This is a genomic window from Eubacterium sp. ER2 (assembly GCF_000765215.1).
In the GTDB taxonomy this organism is placed as follows: Bacteria; Bacillota; Clostridia; order Lachnospirales; family Lachnospiraceae; genus Claveliimonas; species Claveliimonas intestinigallinarum.
Window position 1 is genome coordinate 16,952 of the sequence record NZ_JPJE01000025.1, and the last position, 21,782, is coordinate 38,733.

The 21,782-nt window shown below is 50.0% G+C and carries 20 protein-coding genes; 13 read left to right on the top strand and 7 right to left on the bottom strand.

Annotated elements, in window-relative coordinates; translation table 11 throughout:
* Nucleotides 1-9: 9 nt before the first annotated feature.
* Entirely contained in the window at nt 10-795 is a 786-nt protein-coding gene (locus tag NI21_RS0109455; RefSeq protein ID WP_033125996.1) for a Cof-type HAD-IIB family hydrolase, read from the bottom strand.
* Nucleotides 796-1,253: 458 nt separating this feature from the next.
* Between NI21_RS0109455 and NI21_RS0109460 the strand changes: the two genes are divergently transcribed.
* The 8 genes from NI21_RS0109460 to NI21_RS0109495 all read left to right on the top strand — a co-directional run bounded on the left by NI21_RS0109460 (nt 1,254) and on the right by NI21_RS0109495 (nt 9,280).
* Nucleotides 1,254-2,486 carry an ROK family transcriptional regulator gene (locus tag NI21_RS0109460; RefSeq protein WP_033125997.1) on the top strand — a complete coding sequence of 411 codons (1,233 nt, stop codon included), beginning with the start codon at nt 1,254-1,256 and terminating at the stop codon, nt 2,484-2,486.
* A 126-nt stretch (nt 2,487-2,612) separates the two neighbouring features.
* Nucleotides 2,613-3,614, top strand: a complete 1,002-nt coding sequence (locus tag NI21_RS0109465) for a substrate-binding domain-containing protein (protein WP_033125998.1) — start codon at nt 2,613-2,615, stop codon at nt 3,612-3,614.
* Nucleotides 3,615-3,830: 216 nt separating this feature from the next.
* Complete coding sequence (locus NI21_RS0109470; RefSeq protein ID WP_033125999.1) at nt 3,831-5,339, top strand: sugar ABC transporter ATP-binding protein; 1,509 nt, start codon at nt 3,831-3,833, stop codon at nt 5,337-5,339.
* On the top strand, nt 5,323-6,303 hold the full coding sequence (locus tag NI21_RS0109475; RefSeq protein WP_033126000.1) for an ABC transporter permease: 981 nt from the start codon (nt 5,323-5,325) through the stop codon (nt 6,301-6,303). Before NI21_RS0109470 ends, NI21_RS0109475 begins: the two co-directional genes overlap by 17 nt.
* Before the next feature lie 31 nt (nt 6,304-6,334).
* Nucleotides 6,335-7,174, top strand: coding sequence for a transketolase (locus NI21_RS0109480; RefSeq protein ID WP_033126001.1), 840 nt, complete (start codon nt 6,335-6,337; stop codon nt 7,172-7,174).
* A gap of 5 nt (nt 7,175-7,179) precedes the next feature.
* On the top strand, nt 7,180-8,124 hold the full coding sequence (locus NI21_RS0109485; RefSeq protein ID WP_033126002.1) for a transketolase family protein: 945 nt from the start codon (nt 7,180-7,182) through the stop codon (nt 8,122-8,124).
* 166 nt (nt 8,125-8,290) lie between these two features.
* Nucleotides 8,291-8,737, top strand: coding sequence for a ribose 5-phosphate isomerase B (rpiB, locus tag NI21_RS0109490; RefSeq protein ID WP_033126003.1), 447 nt, complete (start codon nt 8,291-8,293; stop codon nt 8,735-8,737).
* Between the two features lie 102 nt (nt 8,738-8,839).
* Nucleotides 8,840-9,280: an RpiB/LacA/LacB family sugar-phosphate isomerase gene (locus NI21_RS0109495; RefSeq protein WP_033126004.1), complete on the top strand. Its 441-nt coding sequence runs from the start codon at nt 8,840-8,842 to the stop codon at nt 9,278-9,280.
* A gap of 121 nt (nt 9,281-9,401) precedes the next feature.
* On the opposite strand, the gene NI21_RS0109500 is transcribed toward NI21_RS0109495, so the two are convergent.
* The gene (locus tag NI21_RS0109500; protein ID WP_033126005.1) at nt 9,402-10,250 is read right to left on the bottom strand and encodes a putative manganese transporter; all 849 of its coding nucleotides are present in this window, start codon (nt 10,248-10,250) and stop codon (nt 9,402-9,404) included.
* Between the two features lie 160 nt (nt 10,251-10,410).
* Nucleotides 10,411-10,572, bottom strand: coding sequence for a rubredoxin (rd, locus tag NI21_RS0109505; protein ID WP_033126006.1), 162 nt, complete (start codon nt 10,570-10,572; stop codon nt 10,411-10,413).
* Nucleotides 10,573-10,783: 211 nt separating this feature from the next.
* Between rd and NI21_RS0109510 the strand changes: the two genes are divergently transcribed.
* The 5 genes from NI21_RS0109510 to NI21_RS0109530 all read left to right on the top strand — a co-directional run bounded on the left by NI21_RS0109510 (nt 10,784) and on the right by NI21_RS0109530 (nt 16,864).
* Complete coding sequence (locus NI21_RS0109510) at nt 10,784-11,887, top strand: GTP-binding protein (RefSeq protein ID WP_033126007.1); 1,104 nt, start codon at nt 10,784-10,786, stop codon at nt 11,885-11,887.
* Nucleotides 11,888-11,909: 22 nt separating this feature from the next.
* A complete protein-coding gene (locus NI21_RS0109515) occupies nt 11,910-12,869 on the top strand; it encodes a GTP-binding protein (RefSeq protein WP_242842837.1) in 960 nt (319 codons plus the stop codon).
* 20 nt (nt 12,870-12,889) lie between these two features.
* Entirely contained in the window at nt 12,890-13,675 is a 786-nt protein-coding gene (locus NI21_RS0109520; RefSeq protein ID WP_033126008.1) for a ZIP family metal transporter, read from the top strand.
* A gap of 45 nt (nt 13,676-13,720) precedes the next feature.
* Nucleotides 13,721-14,242 (top strand): nitroreductase, encoded by a 522-nt coding sequence (locus tag NI21_RS0109525; protein WP_033126009.1) that lies wholly within the window; start codon nt 13,721-13,723, stop codon nt 14,240-14,242.
* Nucleotides 14,243-14,398: 156 nt separating this feature from the next.
* Nucleotides 14,399-16,864, top strand: coding sequence for a cation-translocating P-type ATPase (locus NI21_RS0109530; protein ID WP_033126010.1), 2,466 nt, complete (start codon nt 14,399-14,401; stop codon nt 16,862-16,864).
* 56 nt (nt 16,865-16,920) lie between these two features.
* Here the strand turns inward: NI21_RS0109530 and NI21_RS0109535 are convergent, their stop codons facing one another.
* The 4 genes from NI21_RS0109535 to NI21_RS0109550 are packed head-to-tail and all read right to left on the bottom strand — an operon-like array spanning nt 16,921 to nt 21,691.
* A complete protein-coding gene (locus tag NI21_RS0109535) occupies nt 16,921-17,736 on the bottom strand; it encodes a Cof-type HAD-IIB family hydrolase (protein ID WP_033126011.1) in 816 nt (271 codons plus the stop codon).
* Nucleotides 17,737-17,766: 30 nt separating this feature from the next.
* Nucleotides 17,767-19,137: a UDP-N-acetylmuramoyl-tripeptide--D-alanyl-D-alanine ligase gene (gene murF, locus NI21_RS0109540; protein ID WP_033126012.1), complete on the bottom strand. Its 1,371-nt coding sequence runs from the start codon at nt 19,135-19,137 to the stop codon at nt 17,767-17,769.
* 9 nt (nt 19,138-19,146) lie between these two features.
* Nucleotides 19,147-20,208 (bottom strand): D-alanine--D-alanine ligase, encoded by a 1,062-nt coding sequence (locus NI21_RS0109545; protein WP_033126013.1) that lies wholly within the window; start codon nt 20,206-20,208, stop codon nt 19,147-19,149.
* Between the two features lie 31 nt (nt 20,209-20,239).
* Nucleotides 20,240-21,691 carry a nicotinate phosphoribosyltransferase gene (locus NI21_RS0109550; protein ID WP_033126014.1) on the bottom strand — a complete coding sequence of 484 codons (1,452 nt, stop codon included), beginning with the start codon at nt 21,689-21,691 and terminating at the stop codon, nt 20,240-20,242.
* Nucleotides 21,692-21,782 lie beyond the last annotated feature (91 nt).

Below are 21,782 nucleotides of genomic sequence, written 5' to 3' on the forward strand. Positions count from 1 at the left end.
TTATGAGAGTTAAATGCTGGTGGAGGAGATTATATCGTCAAGCACATCGGAAACGGAATCTGTGACATAGGTGGAGTAGAAGGAGATGCCGGGAGCTGCGCTTGACATGGCATAACTGATCCCTGCAAGCTGCAGCATTTCTACATCATTGTACTGGTCGCCAAAGGCAACACATTCTTCCGGAAGGATGTGCAGATAATCCAGAAGGGTGTGAAGGGCAGTCCCTTTGTTGGCGTCAGGGGCAATGAAGTCTACCCATATGTTGCCTGAGGTGACGACTTTGATCTCGCTGGAAAACAATTTCTGAAAATAGGCCAGACAGTCTTTTGTGCCGTTGAAATTGCAGACTGCTATCTTCAGGTAAGGTTCCTGAATCTCGTCAATACTGTCCACAAATTTCATGTCATTTTTCATGACATGCAGCATATGGTATCTGAACTCTTCGTTTACAGAGTCGCTGTAGCACACTTTTTCCCCCGAAATGATACATTCGCATCCGCTGCATTGGTGGATGGCATCAACGATGCGGTTGCCCAAATCCCGTGGGATCAGCCCTCTGGAAAGCACTTTCCCGTCATGCACGCAGAGAGAGCCGTTTTCGGCTATATAGGAAATATCGTCCTGCACGGGGGCAAACAGTCTCCGCAGATTTGGATACTGGCGTCCACTGGCCGCTGCAAAGTGGATACCATTTTCCTTCAGTGTGCGGATCTGGTCAAATATAATGGGGTCCAGTTCCTGGGCTCCGTTCTGGAGCAGCGTCCCATCCAGGTCGCTGGCGATCAATTTTATCATATACGGTACTCCTCATCTTTTAGTTGTTCATTCATAACAATATCCTGTTTATTATAGTGCCAACGCCTAAATATGTAAAGAAATTAGAAGTATTAAGAGGTGAAAGATAAGGCATAATACATGACAATTAGTAGAATAATGTGGTAAAATACATAGCATAATAGAAAATAAGGCGGGATGAGAAAGGCTGGAGCTGGTGATAGTTCTTGGCCTTTTTTCTCGTTTATACCGCTTTTACCTATGAAGAAAGGAGGTGTGAGCAAAGCGTATTTTTGAAAAAATGTTTATTGAATAAACTTATATTAAAAAATAATACTCGAAATGCACAAAAAATATTGACATTACAAAGAGAAAATGATAATGTTACACTATAAAGAGCTAAATCAATAAACACAAAAATACGATTTGCTGTTGTCTGGTTAATTAAATGAACAAAACTATTCTGAATGGAGGACATTATGAATCGGGGAATGAATAGTACAGAGATGCAAAAAGCAAATCGTTCATTAGTTCTTAAAACATTATTAGAAAATAAGAGCATGACGAGATCGGAGCTGGCTTCCAAGGTGGGATTGCAGAAAGCTACGATTACAAACATTATTAATGATTTTTGCGAAATTGGAATTGTTGAAAATGAAGGCGATTCCGCCGCGGGAAGGCGCGGAGAACAATTATGCTTGCGGTTAGAAAAAATATATATTATTTCTATCAGAATTAATCGTAAGAATTACCGTATTAAGGTTTATTCACTTCAAGGGAAAACATTAGATCGAATACAAGTTAAGATCAGTGCTGAAAACAGTATATATGAGATTGTAGCGTCCCTAAAGACAAGTTTGGCAGAGTTGCTAGAAAAATTTGATAAGAAGAAAATCATAGGGGTGAGTTTAGGACTTCCGGGACCGTACATACGGAAAAGTGGGGATATAAGCAATGACTTGATGCTTGTATCAGATTTTGAACAGTTAAGTTTTGTTAATATGCATAAGGAACTTGAAGAAGTGCTTAGAATCCCCGTTTTTTCAGAACATGATGCAAAATTGGCGGCTTATGCAGAATGGCGGAATGCTAGAGAAAGACAAGCGGAGGAAAATGCCAGTCTCATAGCCTTAGAGTCTATAGGATTTGGAATAGGATGTGGCATCGTAATCAAGGGAGAGATTGTGCAGGGAAAACTAGGTATTGCCGGAGAAATAGGCCATATGGGAATTAATTATAATGGGAAGAAGCAAATGAATGGCAGCTGGGATAGTACTTATGAATACTGTGCAGGGACTGAAAGTGCGGTACGGTATATGAAAGAAAGATTATATGAATTCCCTTATAGTAATTTGACAGAACAGAGCACATATAAAGAGATTGAAAAAGAGTATGAAAAAAAAGATCCATTGGCTGTATATGCTGTTGAGAAAATGGCATGGATGCTAGGATATGGGATAGCAAATCTGATTTATATTATCAATCCAGATTGTATTATCCTTGGAAAAGATTATCCCAATTCTCCAGAGTTCCTTAGAAAAGTACAGGAATCGGTAGAGCGATTTGTTCATCCATCGATTCTTTCTAGTGTATCAATTAGGTGTTCGGTGATGGAAGAGGATACGACATTGCTGGGAGGATATTACCAGGTTGTAGAAAAACTGTTTAAGGAAAACAAAATACTTGAATGTATAAAAAGAACAGTTGAATAACATCAATTAGGATAGCAGACGCATAAACAAAGTTTATTATTAATAAACATGATATTTATGTCCTGATACGATTTAAATCGGAAAGGACAGAAAATATATAATTAAAATCAAGGAGGATATGTAACTATGAAAAACAGGGTATGGAAGATCATGCTTGCTACTACATTGTCATTTGCAATGACATTAAGTCTTGCGGGCTGTGGTTCTTCAAGCAAAGACAATGACACTGACAATGCGGCTGCTAGCGAAAGCGGAGAAATCGATGTAGGGGATCTTACTATTGCGTATGTACCTACTACGATGAACAATCCTTTTTGGACAGCTATGATGGGTGGAATTGAAGATAAAATGCAGGAGCTGGGAATGGATGCAGATTCACAGCTTGTGACAGTGGATTCTGATAGTGATCAGGCAACAATGAATAATTATATTTATGATTTGATCAATCAGGATGTTGATGCAATTATTATGGCACCAATGGATACTACGGCATGTACGGAAGCACTTCAAGCATGTGCAGATGCCAATATTCCAGTTATAAATGTAGATACGAAAGTAGATAGGGATGATCTGGTTGTTTCAGTTATAGCATCTGATAACTATGAAGCAGGCGTACAGTGTGCTGAGGATATGATGTCTAAACTGGACGAGGGATCCAAAATTTATATTTTAAATCAGCCTTCAGGGAGTGCATGCGTTCAGAGAGAGCAGGGCTTCCTCGATACTATTGGAGATTACTTTGAGGTAATTGGTACAACTGACACATCTGGAGATACAGCAAGGAGTTTGTCGGTGGCCGAAGATGCCATAACAGGAGATGCGGAATTGGCTGGATTTTTCTGTATTAATGATATGGCAGCACTGGGGTGTGTTCAGGCATGTGCTGCTGCTGGCCGTGATGATATTTTGATTTATGGGGTGGATGGTAATCCTGACTTTATGGGGTATGTAAAAGATGGATCTGCGACAGGTTCAGCTGCGCAGCAGCCATCTGTAGTAGGAGCTGACGCAATGCAGGCGGCAATTGATTATCTTAGTGGTGAGGATGTAGAGCACGAGATTGTGGTACCTGTAGAATTTATTACCGCTGATAATATTGCGGAGTTTGATATTTCGGATTGGCAGTGATTTTATCAAGCTGAGAAAATCTAAAGTCTATTAGCCTGTTGAGAAGGAGAGCAATCTTTGTTCAAAATAAGAACGTTTTTTTGAAGGGATGGCTCTCCTTTTAGACAGAGCATCAAATAATTCAGTGTGTGAAAATAGTTTGCATAAAAGCCTGGCGGTGGCCGGGTCTGGTTTCATGCGTCTTTTTTTAAGATAGACAAAGAAAGGAGTGGCACGATGGTAAAAGAGCTTTTACGCATGGAAAAAATAGTGAAGACCTTTCCTGGGGTTAAGGCATTAAATAATGCTGCGATTACAGTACATGCGGGAGAAGTTATGGGTTTTATGGGGGAAAATGGTGCCGGAAAATCTACACTCATGAATATATTGGGAGGAGTATTTCCCGCAGATTCAGGAGAAATCTATATTGATGGAGAGAAAGTATCCATACACTCCGTGAAAGAGTCTCAAAACTTGGGAGTAGCATTTATCCATCAGGAATTAGCGTTGGAGCCATATCTCACGATTGCTGAAAACATTTTTCTTGGTAGAGAGAAAAAAGGAAGATTAGGATTAGTAAGTAAGGATAAAATGGCAGAGGCCGCTAAACCGTTTCTTGAAAGGGTGGGATTGAATGTTGATCCTAATGAATTTGTAGGGAAACTTTCTATTGGACAACAGCAAATGGTGGAAATAGCGAAATCTTTTTCGCTAAATGCTAAGATCCTGATATTGGATGAACCGACATCTTCTCTATCGGAGAAGGAAGTAGATGTTTTGTTTAAAACCATAAAAGATTTGAAACAGCAGGGACTGGGGATTATTTTTATTACTCACAAAATGGCAGAAGTTTTTCAGTTATGTGATGCTGTGACTATTATGAGGGATGGAGAATTTATGGGAGAACTTCAGGCTTCGGAATGTTCAGAAAGCAAATTGATTTCTTTAATGGTTGGACGTGATCTGGGTAATTATTACACAAGAACATTTAACAAGCCGGGGAAGATCATCCTGGAGGCAAAACATATATGTGCTGGTAATAGGGTGACTGACTGTAGTTTCTCAGTTCGAAGCGGAGAAATTTTAGGATTTTACGGTCTTGTAGGAGCAGGAAGATCAGAACTCATGAAGGCAGTCATGGGGTTAGATCCTATGAAATCTGGAGAGGTATATTTGAATGGGGAGCTGGTGAAACATCCCAATCCGCTGTTTATGCAAAAAAAAGGAGTTGCACTTGTTCCCGAGAGCAGAAAGACAGAGGGCCTTTTACTGAAACAGTCAATAACATTTAATATTTCGCTCCCTGTTCTTGATCGTTTTATGAAACATTTAAGAGTGGACTTAAAGAAAGAAGCTGAGATTGTAGATGAAGGGATAAACTCTCTTCAGATTAAGGCACCTTCTCCTAATGTAAATTGTCTTACATTGTCCGGTGGAAATCAACAGAAGGTGCTGCTTGCTAAATGGCTGGCAACTAATCCTAAAGTCCTGATACTGGATGAACCTACGAGGGGGATTGATGTAGGAGCAAAAGCGGAAATCTATACCATTATTAATAATTTGGCAAAAGAAGGCCTTGCGATTATTTTAATATCTTCGGAAATGCCTGAAGTAATGAACATGAGTGACAGAGTAATAGTGATGAGCGAGAGTTACATTACGGGTGAATTAAGTCATGAAGATTTTTCTCAGGAATTAATATTGAAATATGCTATGGGGGTGACGAATAATGAAAAAAATATCTAATAATATAGTAATCCGCCCGATCAGTCAATATTTTAAGCAGAATTGGGGGATTTTAATTGCTTTTCTGGCAATGTGTATTTTCTTTTCGATTTTTGGAAACAATTTCCTGACACAGACTAATATGGTAAACTTGCTGCGCACATGTGCAGCTAACTGTTATCTTGCCATTGGAGTCCAGATGGCGATTATACTGGCAGGTATTGATTTAACAGGTGGAGCGTTAGCAGCCTTGAGTGGAGTCCTTTGTGTTATGACATTTGAAAATTTCGGATTGCCTATCTATATGGGAATTGCCATGGGAATTATTGTGGGAATTGTAGTTGGCATGATCAATGGACTGGTTATCACGTATACAGGCATCCATCCCTTTGTTGTTACTTTGGCTATGCAGTCTATTTGCCGTGGTGCAGCATATCTGTTTGCAAACGGATCGCCGGTGACGACAACAAATCAGGATTTCGGGACTCTGGGGACAGGAATGCTTGGACCGATTCCTTATCCTGTTATTTATATGGCGATTTTTCTCTTTTTAGATTATATACTCCTCAATAAATTAAGGACAGGGCGTCATATTTATGCTGTTGGAGGTAACGAGATATCTGCGAGATTTTCAGGCATTAATGTCAAAAAAATAAAAATACTTGTATGGACAATTAGTGGAGCTATAGCAGGATTTTGTGGAGTGGTTATGGCCGCACGTATGTCGTCTGGACAACCTTCTACAGGAGAAGGGTATGAGACAGATGCTATTGCGGCAGCAGTACTTGGAGGAACATCCTTTTTTGGAGGTACAGGATCTGTAGGTGGCTTGATTATAGGTGTACTTATAATCGGAGTTATATCTAACGGATTGAATTTGATGAACGTCAATTCATATTGGCAGTATGTTTTTAAAGGAGTCATTATTATTGCGGCTGTTTATTTTGACATGGTAAAGATGAAAAGGCAAAATGCAGCAGGGTAAGAAATAAAAAATATTTGGGAGGCCAGTGAGCATGGACAGTAAAACAAAAACAAAATTACAGAGACAGGCATATATAATAAGGAAAACTGCGCTTGAAACGATTAAAAATGCTGGTTCAGGCCATATCGGAGGATCATTTTCTATAGCAGAGATCTTGGCAGTTCTTTATTTTGACAGAATGCGGATAGATCCGGAACATCCAGATAGGAAAGATAGAGATAGACTGGTTTTGTCGAAAGGGCATTGCTCGCCTGCAATGTATGCGACTCTTTCCTTGCGAGGATTTTTCCCAATAGAGCATTTGAAAACATTTAGGACAATCGATAGTGATCTGTCCGGGCATGTGGAGATTCATGTGCCGGGAGTGGACATGTCAGCAGGCTCCCTGGGACAGGGATTATCAGTGGCTTTAGGAATGGCAATGTATGGGAAAAATCGTGAAATGGGGTATTATACATACTGCATAATGGGTGATGGAGAGATTCAAGAAGGGCAAATATGGGAAGCTGCTATGGCAGCAGGATATTTTAAGACAGATCACTTAATCGCATTTGTAGATAATAATAAGTTGCAGTTAGATGGAAGTCTGGAAGAAGTTATGTCGCCGTATCCGATCGGAGACAAATTTAAAGCATTCGGATGGAATGTGCTGGAAATAGATGGAAATGAAATAGAACAGATACATGACGCAATTGCTCTTGCGCAAGTTTGGAAAGGAAAGCCCACGGTAATTATTGCGGATACTGTTAAAGGGAAAGGGGTATCTGTTTTTGAAAATCAGGTTCGTTTTCATGGCGGAAAACCAACAGAATCTGAGTTTGAGACAGCTTTTGCTGAATTAGATGCCAAAATTGCGGAATTGGAGGACTGATAGAAATGGGTGAAAATATATCTACAAGAGTTGCGTATGGGCGGTCTCTGGAAGAGTTTGGGGGAAGACAGGATATTTATGTATTTGATGCAGATTTAAAGAGCTGTACAATGACACAGTATTTTGCGGATAGATATCCGGAACGTTTTTTTAACATTGGTATTGCAGAGGCGAATATGGTGGATATTGCTGCTGGTTTTGCTACGTGCGGAGCTACTGCATTAGTGCATACTTTTGCTATGTTTGCGGCAGGACGTGTATATGATCAGGTTCGTAATAGTGTTGCCTATCCAGGGCTAAATGTAAAAATAATTGGTAGCCACGCAGGACTAACAGTAGGAGAAGATGGAGCGACTCATCAATGTATAGAGGATATCAGTTTGATGAGAACTATTCCAGGAATGACGGTTATTGTGCCATGTGATGCAAATGAAACACGTATGGCTACAAGGGCAATACTAGATATGAAGGGGCCTTGCTACCTTAGAACAGGACGTTGTGCCTTAGAGTGTGTGACAGATACATTCGAGAACTATCATTTTGAAGTGGGAAAGGGAATTCAGTTAGTGGATGGCGCGGATGTTTCGATTATTGCATGCGGACTTATGGTACAGGAGGCTTTAAAAGCAGAAAGAATTTTGCGAAAAGAGGGAATTAGCGCACGCATTATTGATATGCATACAATAAAGCCCATTGATAAAGAAATTATCCAAAAGGCTGCAAAAGAAACGGGTGCGATTGTGACGGCTGAGGAGCACAATATAATAGGAGGACTTGGAAGTGCAGTGTCGGAAGTTGTAGTATCTGATGAAAACGTGCCGGTAGAAATGGTAGGGGTAAAGGATGTGTTTGGACATTCGGCTTCTCCTCAGATCCTTCTCCAGAAATATGGATTAACTCCGGAGGATATCGCATCTGCTGCAAGACGTGTTGTACGAAGAAAAAAATAACATAAAAGCATTCTAAAGCGGCTGCAAAATATATTAGATTGTATTTTGCAGCCGTTCTATTTATCAAAAGTAGGCGAGACAATGTGGAATAGACATTGCCTTTCAAAAATGAAAAGATTATAATATATCCAGAAATGAATTTTGAGTAAAGAAGGAGACCAGATGTATGAGAATAGGAATAGGAAACGACCACTCAGCGGTGGAGATGAAAAAGGAAGTCATGAAATTTCTGCAGGATCTGGGCTATGAAGTGATCAATTATGGAACAGATTCCACAGAGAGCTGTGACTATCCGGTGTATGGGGAGAAAATCGGGCGCGCTGTTGTTGCGAAGGAAGTGGATCTGGGTATATTGATCTGCGGTACCGGCGTAGGCATTTCCCTGGCGGCCAATAAAGTGAAAGGCGTTCGGGCGGTAGTCTGCAGTGAGCCGTATTCAGCCCGTTTGTCCAGACAGCACAACAACACGAATATCCTTGCGTTCGGTGCAAGAGTAGTGGGAATTGAGCTGGCAAAGATGATCATAGAGGAGTGGCTGAACGCGGAATTTGAAGGCGGAAGGCACCAGAGAAGGGTCGATATGATCATGGACATAGAAAAGAGAGACGAATAAAGTAAAAAAGTAAAAACGAAACAAAACGAAAGTGGACAAAAGTATAACGAAATGATAAAATGAAGAAAACGAAACAGAAATAACTATAAGGAGGAAGAAAAAATGAAAATTGCAATTGGATGTGATCCCAATGCCCAGGAAGCAAAAGAAGAGATCATCAAGTACATTGAGGCAAAAGGATACGGGGAAGTAACAGATTTTGGAAGCGATGATCCTATCTACGCCAACGTTGCCATTAAGGTCGGCGAGGCTGTGGCTTCCAAGGAGTATGACAGGGGTATCCTGATCTGCGGCACAGGTATCGGCGTATCTATTGCAGCCAACAAAGTAAAGGGCGCCTATGCAGCTCTTGTATCCGATGTATACTCCGCGCAGAGAGCGCGCCTGAGCAATGACGCCAACATCGCATGTATGGGTGCGTTTACAACGGGAAACAAGGTGCGTGAGCTGTTAGTGGACGCCTTCCTCGGAAACGAATTCGTTCCAGGATGCTCTTCTCAGCCGAAAGTAGACGCATTTGTAAAATACGACCAGGAGAGATAGTCTTTCGGGTCAGTTCTAAGTTATCAAAAAAGCGATGCAGGTCACGCCGGCCTCATCGCTTTTTTCTATGCAGGGCTGTACCAATGTTCTTTTCGCTCGTTCTTTTCACTCTAAAACCGGGCTAAAACCCGGCCAGGTGCAGGATTATGCCGGCGATCACCGCGCAGGCGTACAGAAGGCCGGTGAATTTGACGCACTCCAGCTTGTCCGGATTGACCTTGAAAAGGACGATCAGCCCGACGCCCGCGTTGGTGCACAGGCCGGCGATGACGGAGGCGAAGGAGAGGGCTTTGCCGAGATAGAGCTCAGTCAACAGCACGGAGGCGGCGCAGTTGGGGATGAACCCGAGAAGGGCCGCCAGAAAGGGCTGGAAGATGCTTCCATTTAATAGGAAGGTGGACACTGACTCAAGGCCGGCTCCCTCGATCACGGCGTTCAGGACAAAGGTGCAGATAAAAATATAGCCGAACAGACGGACCGTGTGGTTCAGGGCCGGGCGCAGGATGCCGTGGTGGTCGTGGCAGCCGCAGTGGTGGCACAGATCCTCGATTTCCTTTTTGGTGGAGATAAATTTGGCGAAGAACAGGTCCGCCAGGTATCCGGCTGCGATGGCAATGATGATTTTAACTGCCAGGAGAGCGGCAATAGCACCCCCGTTTCCCGGGTGGCCGATGAGGATCAGCACAGCCTCGTCGGAGGTGGCCAGAAAGACGGACAGCAGCGTGCCCATGGAGATGACGCCTCCGGAGTAGAGGTTGGCGGCCATGACCGAGAAGCCGCACTGGGGGATACAGCCAAAGAGGGCGCCCACTACAGGGCCTGCCTTCTCGATCTTTGTCAGCGTCCGGCGGATCCAGGCGCTGGAATAGTGCTCCAGACCCTCCAGGAGCAGGAAGGCGGCAAACAGGAAGGGCAGCATGCGGACGCTGTCCTCGGCTGTGTGTAAGAAAATGTGTTCCAGTAATTCCATGATCAGATCTTCCTTTTTATATAAAAATGAAAACGATTATCAGGGTATCTTGAAAATAGTACCAATTTCCGGGCGGAATGTCAAGTAAAAGGAGCCCTGCGTCAGCAGAGCTCCAACTGAAATATTCTGATGATTTTCAGGCCAGACTGCGCGGCGGAGATTAGCCCTCCACAACAAACATGTCTTTGCCCACTCCGCAGATGGGGCATACCCAATCCTCCGGGAGATCTTCAAATGCTGTACCCGGTGCGATGCCGTTGTCAGGATCGCCGATTTCCGGATCATACACATAGCCGCAAGGTTCGCATACATATTTCTGCATAATTTTTTCCTCCTGATATAGTTGATTGTAATGTGTTTTACAATTACAAGGCTATTATAAAATGGATGGACAGTTTCTGCAAGGCATAGAAGAAAGATTATTCTGCCTCCTTGAAATTTGTGCCGGGCTGTGACAAAATAGTTTTGGATGTGCGCAGATATGATGCGCAAATGTCCGGAAAAATAAATAAGAAAGAACAGGAGTGGATAAAATGACAAAAATAGATATTATCTCCGGCTTTCTGGGAGCCGGGAAGACCACACTTATCCAGAAGCTTCTCCGGGAGGCCTTCAAGGGAGAGCAGGTGGTCCTGATTGAAAACGAGTTCGGCGAGATCGGCATTGACGGAGGCTTCCTCAAGGAGGCGGGCATCGAAATACGGGAGATGAACTCCGGCTGCATCTGCTGCTCTCTCGTGGGTGACTTCGGCGCTTCCTTAAAGGAAGTCATCGAGACCTACCATCCGGACAGAATTCTCATCGAGCCCTCCGGCGTGGGCAAGCTCTCTGATGTAAAAAAGGCGGTGGAGAGTGTGAAGACAGATGCGGATGTGGCGCTGAACAGCGCGACCACAGTGGTGGATGTGAAGAAGTGCAAGATGTATCTAAAAAATTTCGGAGAATTTTACAAGAACCAGGTGGAGTCGGCGGGAGCCATTATCCTGAGCCGTACCGACATTGCGGACGATGACAAGGTGGAGCAGGCAGTGGCACAGATCCGCACCCTCAACCCGGACGCCCCCATTATCACCACCCCGGAGGACCAGATCGACGGGGCCAAGCTCTTTGAGATCATGGAGCAGCACGCTCCCTCTCTGGAGGAGGAGCTGATGGAGGAGACGAGATGCGACGTGTGCGGCGGCCATCACGGGCCCGGCGAAGAGCATCACCATGACCATGATCACGACCACCATCACGACCATGAGGAGCATGATCACGGCCACCATCACGAGCATGACCACGATGGGTGCGGCCACGACCACCATCACGGGCATGACCACGATCATCACGGCCACCACCATCACCATGCGGATGAGGTGTTTGGAAGCTGGGGCCTGGAGACGGTGAAAAAGTACAGCGCCCAGGATCTGAAGGTGCGCCTGGATGCCCTCGGCGACGCGGACACCTACGGCATGGTGCTCCGGGCCAAGGGAATGGTGGAAGGCGACAAGGGAACGTGGATCTACTTTGACATGGTGCCCGGGGAAGTGGAGCTCCGGGAGGGACAGCCGGACTACACAGGACGCATCTGCGTGATCGGATCCAAGCTGAAAGAGGACGCCCTGAAGGAACTTTTTGCGGGCGCGGCAGAATAGAAAGGGCAGGTGACGAAAGCTTATGCAGATGGTAGACAATGCCAGAGTGGTGGTGTACCTAATGGCGGGCTTCCTGGAGAGCGGGAAGACCAGCTTCCTGCGGTACACCTTGAGCCAGGAATATTTTGAGATTGACGGGAATACCCTGCTGATCCTCTGCGAGGAGGGGGAGGAGGAGTACGGCGAGGCGCTTCTGAAGCGGACTAACACCACCCTCCTTACTGTGGATGACCCGGAGGAGATGACCCTGGAGTGGCTCCAGGAGGCGGACCGGAAGTATCATCCGGAGCGGGTCATCATCGAGTGCAACGGCATGTACCCGGTGAGCAGGATCGAGGCCATGGACGTGCCCTCCGGGTGGGGGCTTGTGCAGAAGCTGGTGACAGTGGATGCCACCACCTTTGGGACCTACATCGCCAACATGAAGCCCCTCTTTATGGATATGGTGAGAAATGCGGAGCTTGTCATGTTCAACCGCTGCACAAAGGATATGCCTCTCGCCTCCTACCGGCGGAATGTGAAGGTGGTCAACCAGAGCGCCCAGATCATTTTCGAGGGGGAGGACGGGGAGATCGACAACATCTTTGAGGACGCCATGCCCTATGACCTGGACGCTCCGGTGGTGCAGATCGATGACATGGACTACGGTATCTGGTACGTGGACATGATGGATCATCCCGAGAGATACTTAAAGAAGACAGTGGAGTACAAGGCGAAGGTACTCAAGCCGAGAGGATTTCCGGCCAAGGAGTTCGTGGCGGGCCGGATGGCGATGACCTGCTGTGCCGACGACACCACCTTCCTGGGATATATATGCCGCAGTCCTTACGCCCCCAAGCTGACGCCCGGACAGTGGGTGAAGGTGCGGGGGACGGTAGGCTATGAGTATACCCGCGCCTACGGGCGGAAGGGCCCGGTGATCAGGGCGGAATATGTGGAGGAGGCACAGGCTCCCCAGGACGAGATGGTCTATTTTAACTAGACGGATATGAGGAGGAGTATATGAGTAATGTACTGATCGGTATTCTGATACCGTTTTTTGGCACCACACTGGGCGCGGCCTGCGTTTTTCTGATGCGGAGAGAGAGTATGCCGCCCCTTGTCCAGAAGGTGCTTTTGGGGTTCGCCTCCGGCGTCATGGTGGCGGCCTCCGTGTGGTCCCTTCTCATCCCGGCCATGGACATGTCCGCGGATATGGGAAAGCTGGCATTTATCCCCGCGGCGGCGGGAGTGGCAGTGGGTATGCTCTTTCTGCTTCTGCTGGATAAGAGGGTGCCCCACCAGCACATGGATCACAGGGAGCCGGAGGGGCCAAAAAGCAGCTGGCGCCGCTCTACCATGCTGGTCATGGCAGTGACCCTCCACAATATACCGGAGGGAATGGCAGTGGGCGTAGTGTTTGCCGGGCTTCTGGCGGACAACGCCCAGATCTCCCTCATGGGGGCCTTTGCCCTTTCCATCGGTATTGCCATCCAGAATTTCCCGGAGGGCGCCATCATTTCCATGCCCCTTAGAAGTGAGGGCGGGGCTACCAGGGGCAGGGCCTTCCTGTATGGGACCCTGTCCGGCATCGTGGAGCCGGCCGCGGCTCTTGTCACTATTCTGCTCTCGGAGCTTCTCACCCCGGTGCTTCCCTTTCTCCTGGCCTTTGCGGCGGGAGCTATGCTGTACGTGGTGGTGGAGGAGCTCATACCGGAGGCCAACGAGGGAGAGCACAGCAATATTGGCACGATGGGCTTCGCGGTGGGATTTATCCTCATGATGATCCTGGACGTGGCCCTGGGCTGATGTGCTAACGAATGAAAAGACAAGCAGCAAAGGAGGAACAAGGACATGAAAGAGACACTGAAGGATTTAAAGGAGAGAAGGAGCGTCCGGGCCTATAAGGCGGAGCAGATCAGGGACGAGGAGCTTGAGCGGATCCTGGAGGCCGGCCTCTGGGCGCCCAGCGGTATGGGGCAGCAGCCGGTTGTCTTTGTGGCCGTGCAGGATCCGGAGACGAGAGAACAGCTCCGGAAAATGAACGCTTCCATTATGGGGGATCCGGATACAGATCCCTTCTACGGAGCGCCCACCATCGTGGTGGTGCTGGCGGACACAGGGCGCCCCACCTATGTGGAGGACGGAAGCCTGGCCATGGGCAACCTGATGAATGCGGCCCAGGCGGTGGGACTTGGCTCCTGCTGGATCCACAGGGCGAAGGAAGAGTTTGAGAGCGAGGAGGGGAAAAGGCTCCTGGAAAAATGGGGGCTTGGAGAAAACTATGCCGGCGTCGGACACTGCGCGCTGGGCTATGCGGCCGGGGAGAAGCCGGCAGCCAAAGAGCGCAGGCCGGGCCGCGTGATCCGGATCTGAGCTGACAGCATACAAAAGAGCGGGGCGGGGCATCCTTAAGAGGAAGGTTCCCGCCCCGGCGCTTTGCGGGCTTAAGAGAATTTTTAGAGAACCTTTATAGAAATCTTAAGAGGAGAGGTATATAATAGGATAGATATAGAGGAGACGTAAATATACATGAAGAAAAGACAAAAAAATGTGAAGAAAAAAGTAGAGGAACACAGTGAGAGGAGAAACCGGCGGATCCGCACGACCCGGTATGACCCGGACCCGGCGGAGGGGCTTAGCTCCCAGCAGGTGCAGGAGCACCGGATGCACGGGTGGACCAACATCTCGGTGGATCCGCCTGCCAAGACGACAAAGGAGATCATACATGAAAATGTATTTACCTACTTCAACCTGATCTTTGTCGTGCTGGGCGTGCTGCTCTGCCTGGTGGGCTCCTTCCGGAACCTGACCTTCCTCCCGGTGGTCATTGTCAACACCCTGATCGGCATTGTCCAGGAGGTGCGGTCCAAGAATGTGCTGGAGAAGATGAGCATGCTGAACGCGCCCCACGCCAGGGTGGTCCGGGACGGAAAGGTGAGAAAGGTGAATTCCGAGGAGCTGGTGCTGGATGACATCGTCATCTTCAGCGCGGGCAATCAGATCTGCGCGGACGCGGTGGTATCCGCAGGGGAGATACAGGTCAACGAGTCCCTGCTGACAGGCGAGTCCGACGAGATCACCAAGCGAAAGGGGGATAAGCTCATGTCCGGCAGCTTTGTGGTGTCCGGGGAGTGCCGGGCCCGGCTGGACAAGGTGGGGGAGGACTCCTACATCTCCCGTCTGACCATGGAGGCCAAGGCCATGGACGACCAGGAGCAGTCGGAGATGATCCGCTCTCTGGACAAGCTGGTCAAGTGGGTGGGCATTATCATCATCCCCATCGGCCTGATCCTCTTTTCCCAGAGCTTTTTCTTCAACCATGAGGGCTTTTCCCAGAGCGTCACCTCCATGGTGGCGGCGGTCATCGGTATGATCCCTGAGGGACTATATCTGCTGGCCAGCGTGGCCCTGGCGGTGAGCGCCATGCGCCTGGCCAGCCAGAAGGTGCTGCTCCACGACATGAAGAGCATCGAGACATTGGCCAGAGTCAACGTGCTCTGTGTGGATAAGACGGGAACCATCACGGAAAACACCATGACGGTAAACCGGGTGGAGCCCACGCTGGACTACCGGGAGAAGGAGGAGGAGTATCCGCCTCTGGAGAAAATGCTGGGGGATTTCGCGGCGGCCATGAGCGAGGACAACATCACCATGGCGGCTCTGAAGGAGTATTTCCAGGAGAATACGGGGAAAAAGCCGGTGAGCCTGACCTCATTTTCCTCCGCGGTGAAATACAGCAGCGTCACCTACAAGGACGGCGCCTATGTGCTGGGAGCGCCGGAAATGGTCCTGCGGGACGATTATGTCCTCTATGAGGCGGAAATCGAGCAGTTTACAAAGAAAGGCTACCGTGTTCTCGTGTTCGGAAAATATGCGGGACAGATAGACGGAAAGCCCCTTACGGAGAAGGTCACGCCCCTGGGCTATGTGATGCTCTCCAACCCCATCCGGCAGAATGCGCCGGAGACCTTCGCCTACTTTGCGGAGCAGGGCGTGGACATCAAGGTCATCTCCGGTGACAACCCGGTGACAGTGTCCGAGGTGGCCTCCCGGGCCGGCATTGCGGGGGCGGAGAACTATGTGGACGCGGGCACGCTGAAGACGGACCAGGACGTGGCGGCGGCCATGAAGAAGTACACGGTCTTCGGCCGTGTGACTCCAAATCAGAAGCGGCAGTTTGTGAATGTGCTGAAGGACCAGGGAAACACAGTGGCTATGACAGGGGACGGCGTCAACGATATCCTGGCTCTGAAGGACGCGGACTGCAGCATCGCCATGGCGTCGGGCAGCGAGGCCGCCTCCCAGGCGGCCCAGGTGGTGCTGCTGGAGTCGGATTTCTCCTGTATGCCCTCTGTGGTAATGGAGGGACGCCGGGTGGTCAACAACATCCAGAGGTCGGCAAGCCTGTTCCTTGTGAAGAATATCTTTTCCCTCCTTTTGTCCGTGTTCTCGGCGGTGTTCATGATCACCTACCCGCTGGAGCCGGCCCAGGTCTCGCTGATCAGCATGTTTACCATCGGCGTGCCCGCCTTTTTCCTGGCGCTCGAGCCCAACAAGAACCGGATACAGGGACATTTCCTCCCCAACGTCTTCCTGAAGGCGCTGCCAGGCGGACTGACCGATGTGCTGATCGTGGGAGCGCTGGTAATCTTCGGGCAGACCTTTGAGGTGGGACAGTCGGATATCGCCACGGCGGCCACCATCCTTCTGGCCATTGTGGGCTTCATGGTTCTCTGGAAGATCAGCCAGCCTATGAACCCCATCCGGATCGCTGTGCTGTCAGGCTGCGGCATTGCCCTTGTGCTCTCCAGCATCTACCTGGGTGACCTGTTTGCCATCACGGCCATGTCCACCAAGTGCATCATGCTCTTTATCGTGTTCTCCATCGCCGCGGAGCCGGTGTTCCGCTACCTCAGCTTTGTGGTGGAGGCTCTGGGGAAATTTGGAAAGCGGCTGATCCTGTGGCATGAGAAGAATAAGGGGAAGACGGCGTAGGGATACAAAAAAGAGTTCCAATGAGGAACTCTTTTTTTGTGAGGACAGGAGCGGTCCTATCTCATAAATTTATTGATCACATGCAGAACCCCGTTCTCATCGTTGGACTTGGTGATGTAGTCCGCGCTGTCCCGCACAGGGGGCTGGGCGTTTGCCATGGCCACTCCCAGCCCGGCGGTCTCGATCATGGTGATGTCGTTGTACCCGTCCCCGCAGCAGATCATCTGCCGGGTGGAGAGCCCGATGCTGCCCAGCAGCTTTACGAGGGCGTGGGCCTTGTCCACGCCCCTTGGCATGATCTCCAGGAAGAAAGGGTCTGAGCAGTAGATGTTCAGATAAGAGCGGAAATGGGTGGTCATGACATCCTTCATACGGCTGATCACCCCCGGCTCGCCGGTGGCCAGGAGCTTATTGATCTGCCGGGGAATATCTGCTGTAAAGTCGCTGCTTTCCAGAAGCGGCATGTGATTGATCCGGGACTCCAGCAGCGTGTACCGGTTGGGCTGTATCCCTGAGATAATGTGGTTCTCCGTGTAGGTCAGGATATCCGCACCCTCCCCGGCAAAGGACGAGGCCAGCCGGAAGGCGGGGGCGGGGGCGTCCTGGGGGAGATAGCGGTTGTACATGATCTGTCCGCTGCGGCAGTCTGTAATGCGCGCCCCGTTAAAGGAGAGAATGTAGCTCCCGTAGTCGGACAGATGGAGCTGCTTGGCCAGGGGCAGCACACCCTTTGTGGGGCGGCCGCTTGCCAGGACCACCTTTTTCCCCATCTCCTGTATATCGATCAGCGCTTCCCGGGTCTCCGGCGTGATCTCTTTTTTTGAGTTTGTCAGTGTGCCGTCCAGATCAAGGACAAGAACCTGATAATCCATGGTCTGCTCTGTTCTCCTTTGTGAAATCCCCTACAGCTCTCTCAGCGCCTGTACGATCCCGCTGAAGCCGAGGCTGTTGGATGCTTTTACAAGAACATTGTCCCCCTTCTGTATCAGATCTCCCAGATGAGGGATCAGTTCCTCTCTTGTGGCGAACCAGTGTGTCTCTATGTGTGAGCCGGCATCTTCAATGCCCCGGATGATCTCCCTGGCCAGCTCGTCCACGGCGATCACCACATCGGTCTCTGAGGCGGCCAGATAGGCGCCCACCTCGTAGTGGAGCTCCTTTTCGTTGCTGCCCAGCTCGCCCATCTTTCCCAGGATAGCCACCCTGCGCCCGATGCCCAGATCCAGCACATCGATGGCGGCCTTCATGGAAACCGGATTGGCGTTATAGCAGTCGTCCAGGATGATGATCCTGTCGGTCTGTATGATATTGTTCCTGCCAGCCATGAAGGGCAGATTTTCAATGCCGTCTTTGATCTGTCTGCTGTCAAGGCCCAGCACATACCCTACAGCCGCTCCGGCCAGGGCGTTGGACACCATGTGGGAGCCGGGGGTGGGCACCAGGCAGGAGAACTCTCCGGCCGGGGTGTGGATGACGCAGGAGGATCCCTTCAGCCCCTGGGACTGCACATCTGAGGCGTACACGTCGCAGTCCGGGGATGTTCCGTAGAAGAGGGGAGTCACACCTTTTACGGGCCCGATAGTGGACAGAAGAGGATCGTCCCCGTTGAGGACGATGGAACCGCCCGGCTTCATGTCCTGGAACATCTGCGTCTTCTCCTGCATGATGCCCTCCTGTGTCTTGAGAAATTCCAGGTGGGCCACACCGATGTTTGTGATCACGCACACATCGGGCTGGGCCACGGTGGAGAGCTTGCGCATTTCACCGAAATGGTTGATGCCCATTTCCAGGACGGACACTTCATTTTCCTCCTTCAGGTCAAAGACAGTCAGGGGGAGTCCGGACTCGCTGTTTAAGTTTCCCTGGGTCTTGTGGACATTGTACTTCTGAGACAGGACAGAGGCGATCATCTCCTTTGTGCTTGTCTTTCCCACGCTGCCGGAGATGCCTACCACCTTTACGTCAAAGGAGTCCCGGTATAGCTTTGCGATGTCCAGAAGGGCCTGGGCCGTTGACTCCACCTGGATATAGGGGAAGGCTGTCTCCCCCAGATCCTGCTCGGACACAGCGCAAAGGGCGCCCTTTTCCATGACACCCGGGATGAAGGAGTGGCCGTCCACCCGCTCGCCCTTGATGGCTACGAACACATCGCCGGGGCCGGCCTTGCGGCTGTCGATGACCACGTGGGCAGCCTCCCTTCCAAGGAGGCTGTCGCTGCCGTGATAAATGCCCCTGCAGGCCTTTGTCATATTTTCTATTGTGAGATTTTTCATGTTCTTCTCCTATCTGTATCTGGCGTCCAGAGATTTCTCGATGATCTGTTCGCAGAATTCACCGTACTCATATCCTGCCGCCTTTGCCGCCTTGGGCAAAAGGCTGGCGCTTGTCATGCCGGGGAGAGAGTTGACCTCCAGGCAGTAGAACTGTCCGGTGTGATTGTCTACGATAAAATCAGCCCTGCAGTACACGTTCAGGCGTAGAGCCTGGGCGGCCAGCACGCCGGTCTTCTGGATGGCCTCTGTAGTCTCCTTGTCCACGGATGTGGCGGGGCAGATCTCGGAGGCACCGCCGCTCTGGTATTTGTGGACATAGTCGAATACGCCGCCATCGGGGATGATCTCCACGAGAGGCAGGGCCTGACCGTCAAAGATCCCGCAGGCATATTCCCGGCCGTCGATGAAGGGCTCAATGACCACTTCGTCCTCCTTCTCGAAGGAGACGCGCATGGCCTCCCTGAACTCCTCCTCCGTATGTACAAAGTGGACTCCGATGCTGGAGCCGCCGGAGCAGGGCTTCACCACAAGGGGAAGGGGGATCTGAAGGGTCTCAAGGGAGATGTCCTTGTTCCTCCTGGAAACATGGGTTCCGTAGGGAGTGGGAACCCCGGCGGAGTGGAAGAGATCCTTTGTCACGCCCTTATCCATGGACAGGGCGCAGCCCAGAGAGTCAGACCCTGTGTAGCGTATCCCCAGTGTGTCAAAGGCAGCCTGCAGCTTGCCGTTCTCGCCCAGTCCCCCGTGGAGGGCCAGGAAGGTGATGTCAGCCAGACCGCACAGCTCCAGCACGTTGGGGCCCAGGAAGCTGGGGGAATCCCCGGGGCGCGAGGCCCAGAGGGCATCAAGGTCCGGCTCGGATGTCTGGATACCTGTGGCGATCTCAAGGCCGCCTCCCGGGAGTGTGAATACGTCCTCCAGGTTTTCGGGGGCCTTCTCAAGGCCAAGGAAAGCGTCCAGAAGATAGGCGTTGTGTCCTCTCTCCCGGAGCGCCCGGCAGATACTGCCTCCGGAGCTTAAGGACACATCCCGCTCGTTGCTGTAGCCGCCTGCCAGTACAATAATATTCATAGAAATAAATCCTCCTTAAAAATAAAACCAATTAATCCATATCCATCTGATCAAGCAGAGATTTCTTCACCTCGTAGAGTCTGTCAGACAGATCCACGTAGACCTGATGGGGGTAGAAGAGACGCTTTGTCTCCTCCCACAGGGTCTTTTTCTCCTGCTTGCAGTATTCCGCTATCTCCATGACGGAGGGTGACTGGTACACGCACTCTCCATTTCGGAAAATGGGCACAAGGATCTCCCGCATGGTGTAGGAGCCGCCCGGCAGCTTTGTCTTCTTCCATGTGTCGATGGGGTCGAAGATAAGAAGATCCTTTTCTGTGTCGTAGGTCTCGTCCGCGAAGCAGATCAGGTCTGCCCGGACCTTCCCTGTGGGCTTGTCGTAAATGCGCAGAACCGTCTTGTTTCCCGGGTTGGTGATCTTCTCCGTGTTCTCGGAAATCTTGATCTTGGGTACAAACTGTCCGGATTCATCCTGGATGGCCGCCAGCTTGTAGACGCCGCCGAAGGAGGGGCAGTCCTTTGAGGTGATCAGGTTGGTGCCCACACCCCAGGAGGTGATAGCCGCCTGCTGCATCTTCAGGTCGTGGAGCAGGTACTCATCCAGATCGTTTGACGCGGAGATCACTGCGTCTGTAAAGCCCGCCTCGTCCAGCATGGTCCTGGCCTTCTTGGACAGGTAGGCCAGATCGCCGCTGTCCAGGCGGATACCGTACTTTTTCATGGAAATCCCCGCGTCCCGCATCTCCGTAAATACGCGGATAGCGTTGGGAACGCCGGATTTCAATGTGTCGTAGGTGTCCACAAGGAGGATGCAGTTGTCCGGGTAGAGCTGCGCGTAATTCTTAAAGGCCGTGTACTCGTCCGGGAAGCTCATGATCCAGCTGTGGGCGTGAGTGCCGAGAACAGGCACGTCAAAGCGCTGGCCGGCCAGCACGTTGGAGGTGCCGATACAGCCGCCGATGATGGCAGCCCGGGCGCCGTAGAGCCCTGCGTCAGGGCCCTGTGCCCGGCGCAGGCCGAATTCCATGATGCCGTCTCCGCCCGCTGCGAACACGACGCGGGAGGCCTTTGTGGCGATGAGACACTGGTGATTCAGAATGTTGAGGATGGCTGTCTCCACAAGCTGGGCCTCCATGATGGGGGCAATCACCTTCAGGATGGGCTCCTTGGGGAAGATGACCGTCCCCTCGGGGATGGCGTAGATATCTCCCGTAAAGTGGAAGCCGCTCAAATAGTGGAGGAAATCCTCGCTGAACATGCCAAGGCTGCGCAGATAGTCCACGTCCTCGTATGTGAAATTCAGATTTTTTACGTACTCAATGACCTGGTCCAGGCCCGCGCAGATGGAGTAGCCTCCGTTGTTGGGGTTCTGGCGGAAGAACACATCGAAGATGACGGTCTCGTTCTGTCCTTTTTCGTAATATCCCTGCATCATGGTAAGCTCGTAGAAGTCCGTCAGCAGGGTCAAATCGTGTCTGCTCATTGTTCTCTTTTTTAAACTCCTTTGCATTTGTATCTGAAAAAGTTATCCCAATTATAGCACCCCGGGCATAAAAAGTAAAAACAAAGTAAAA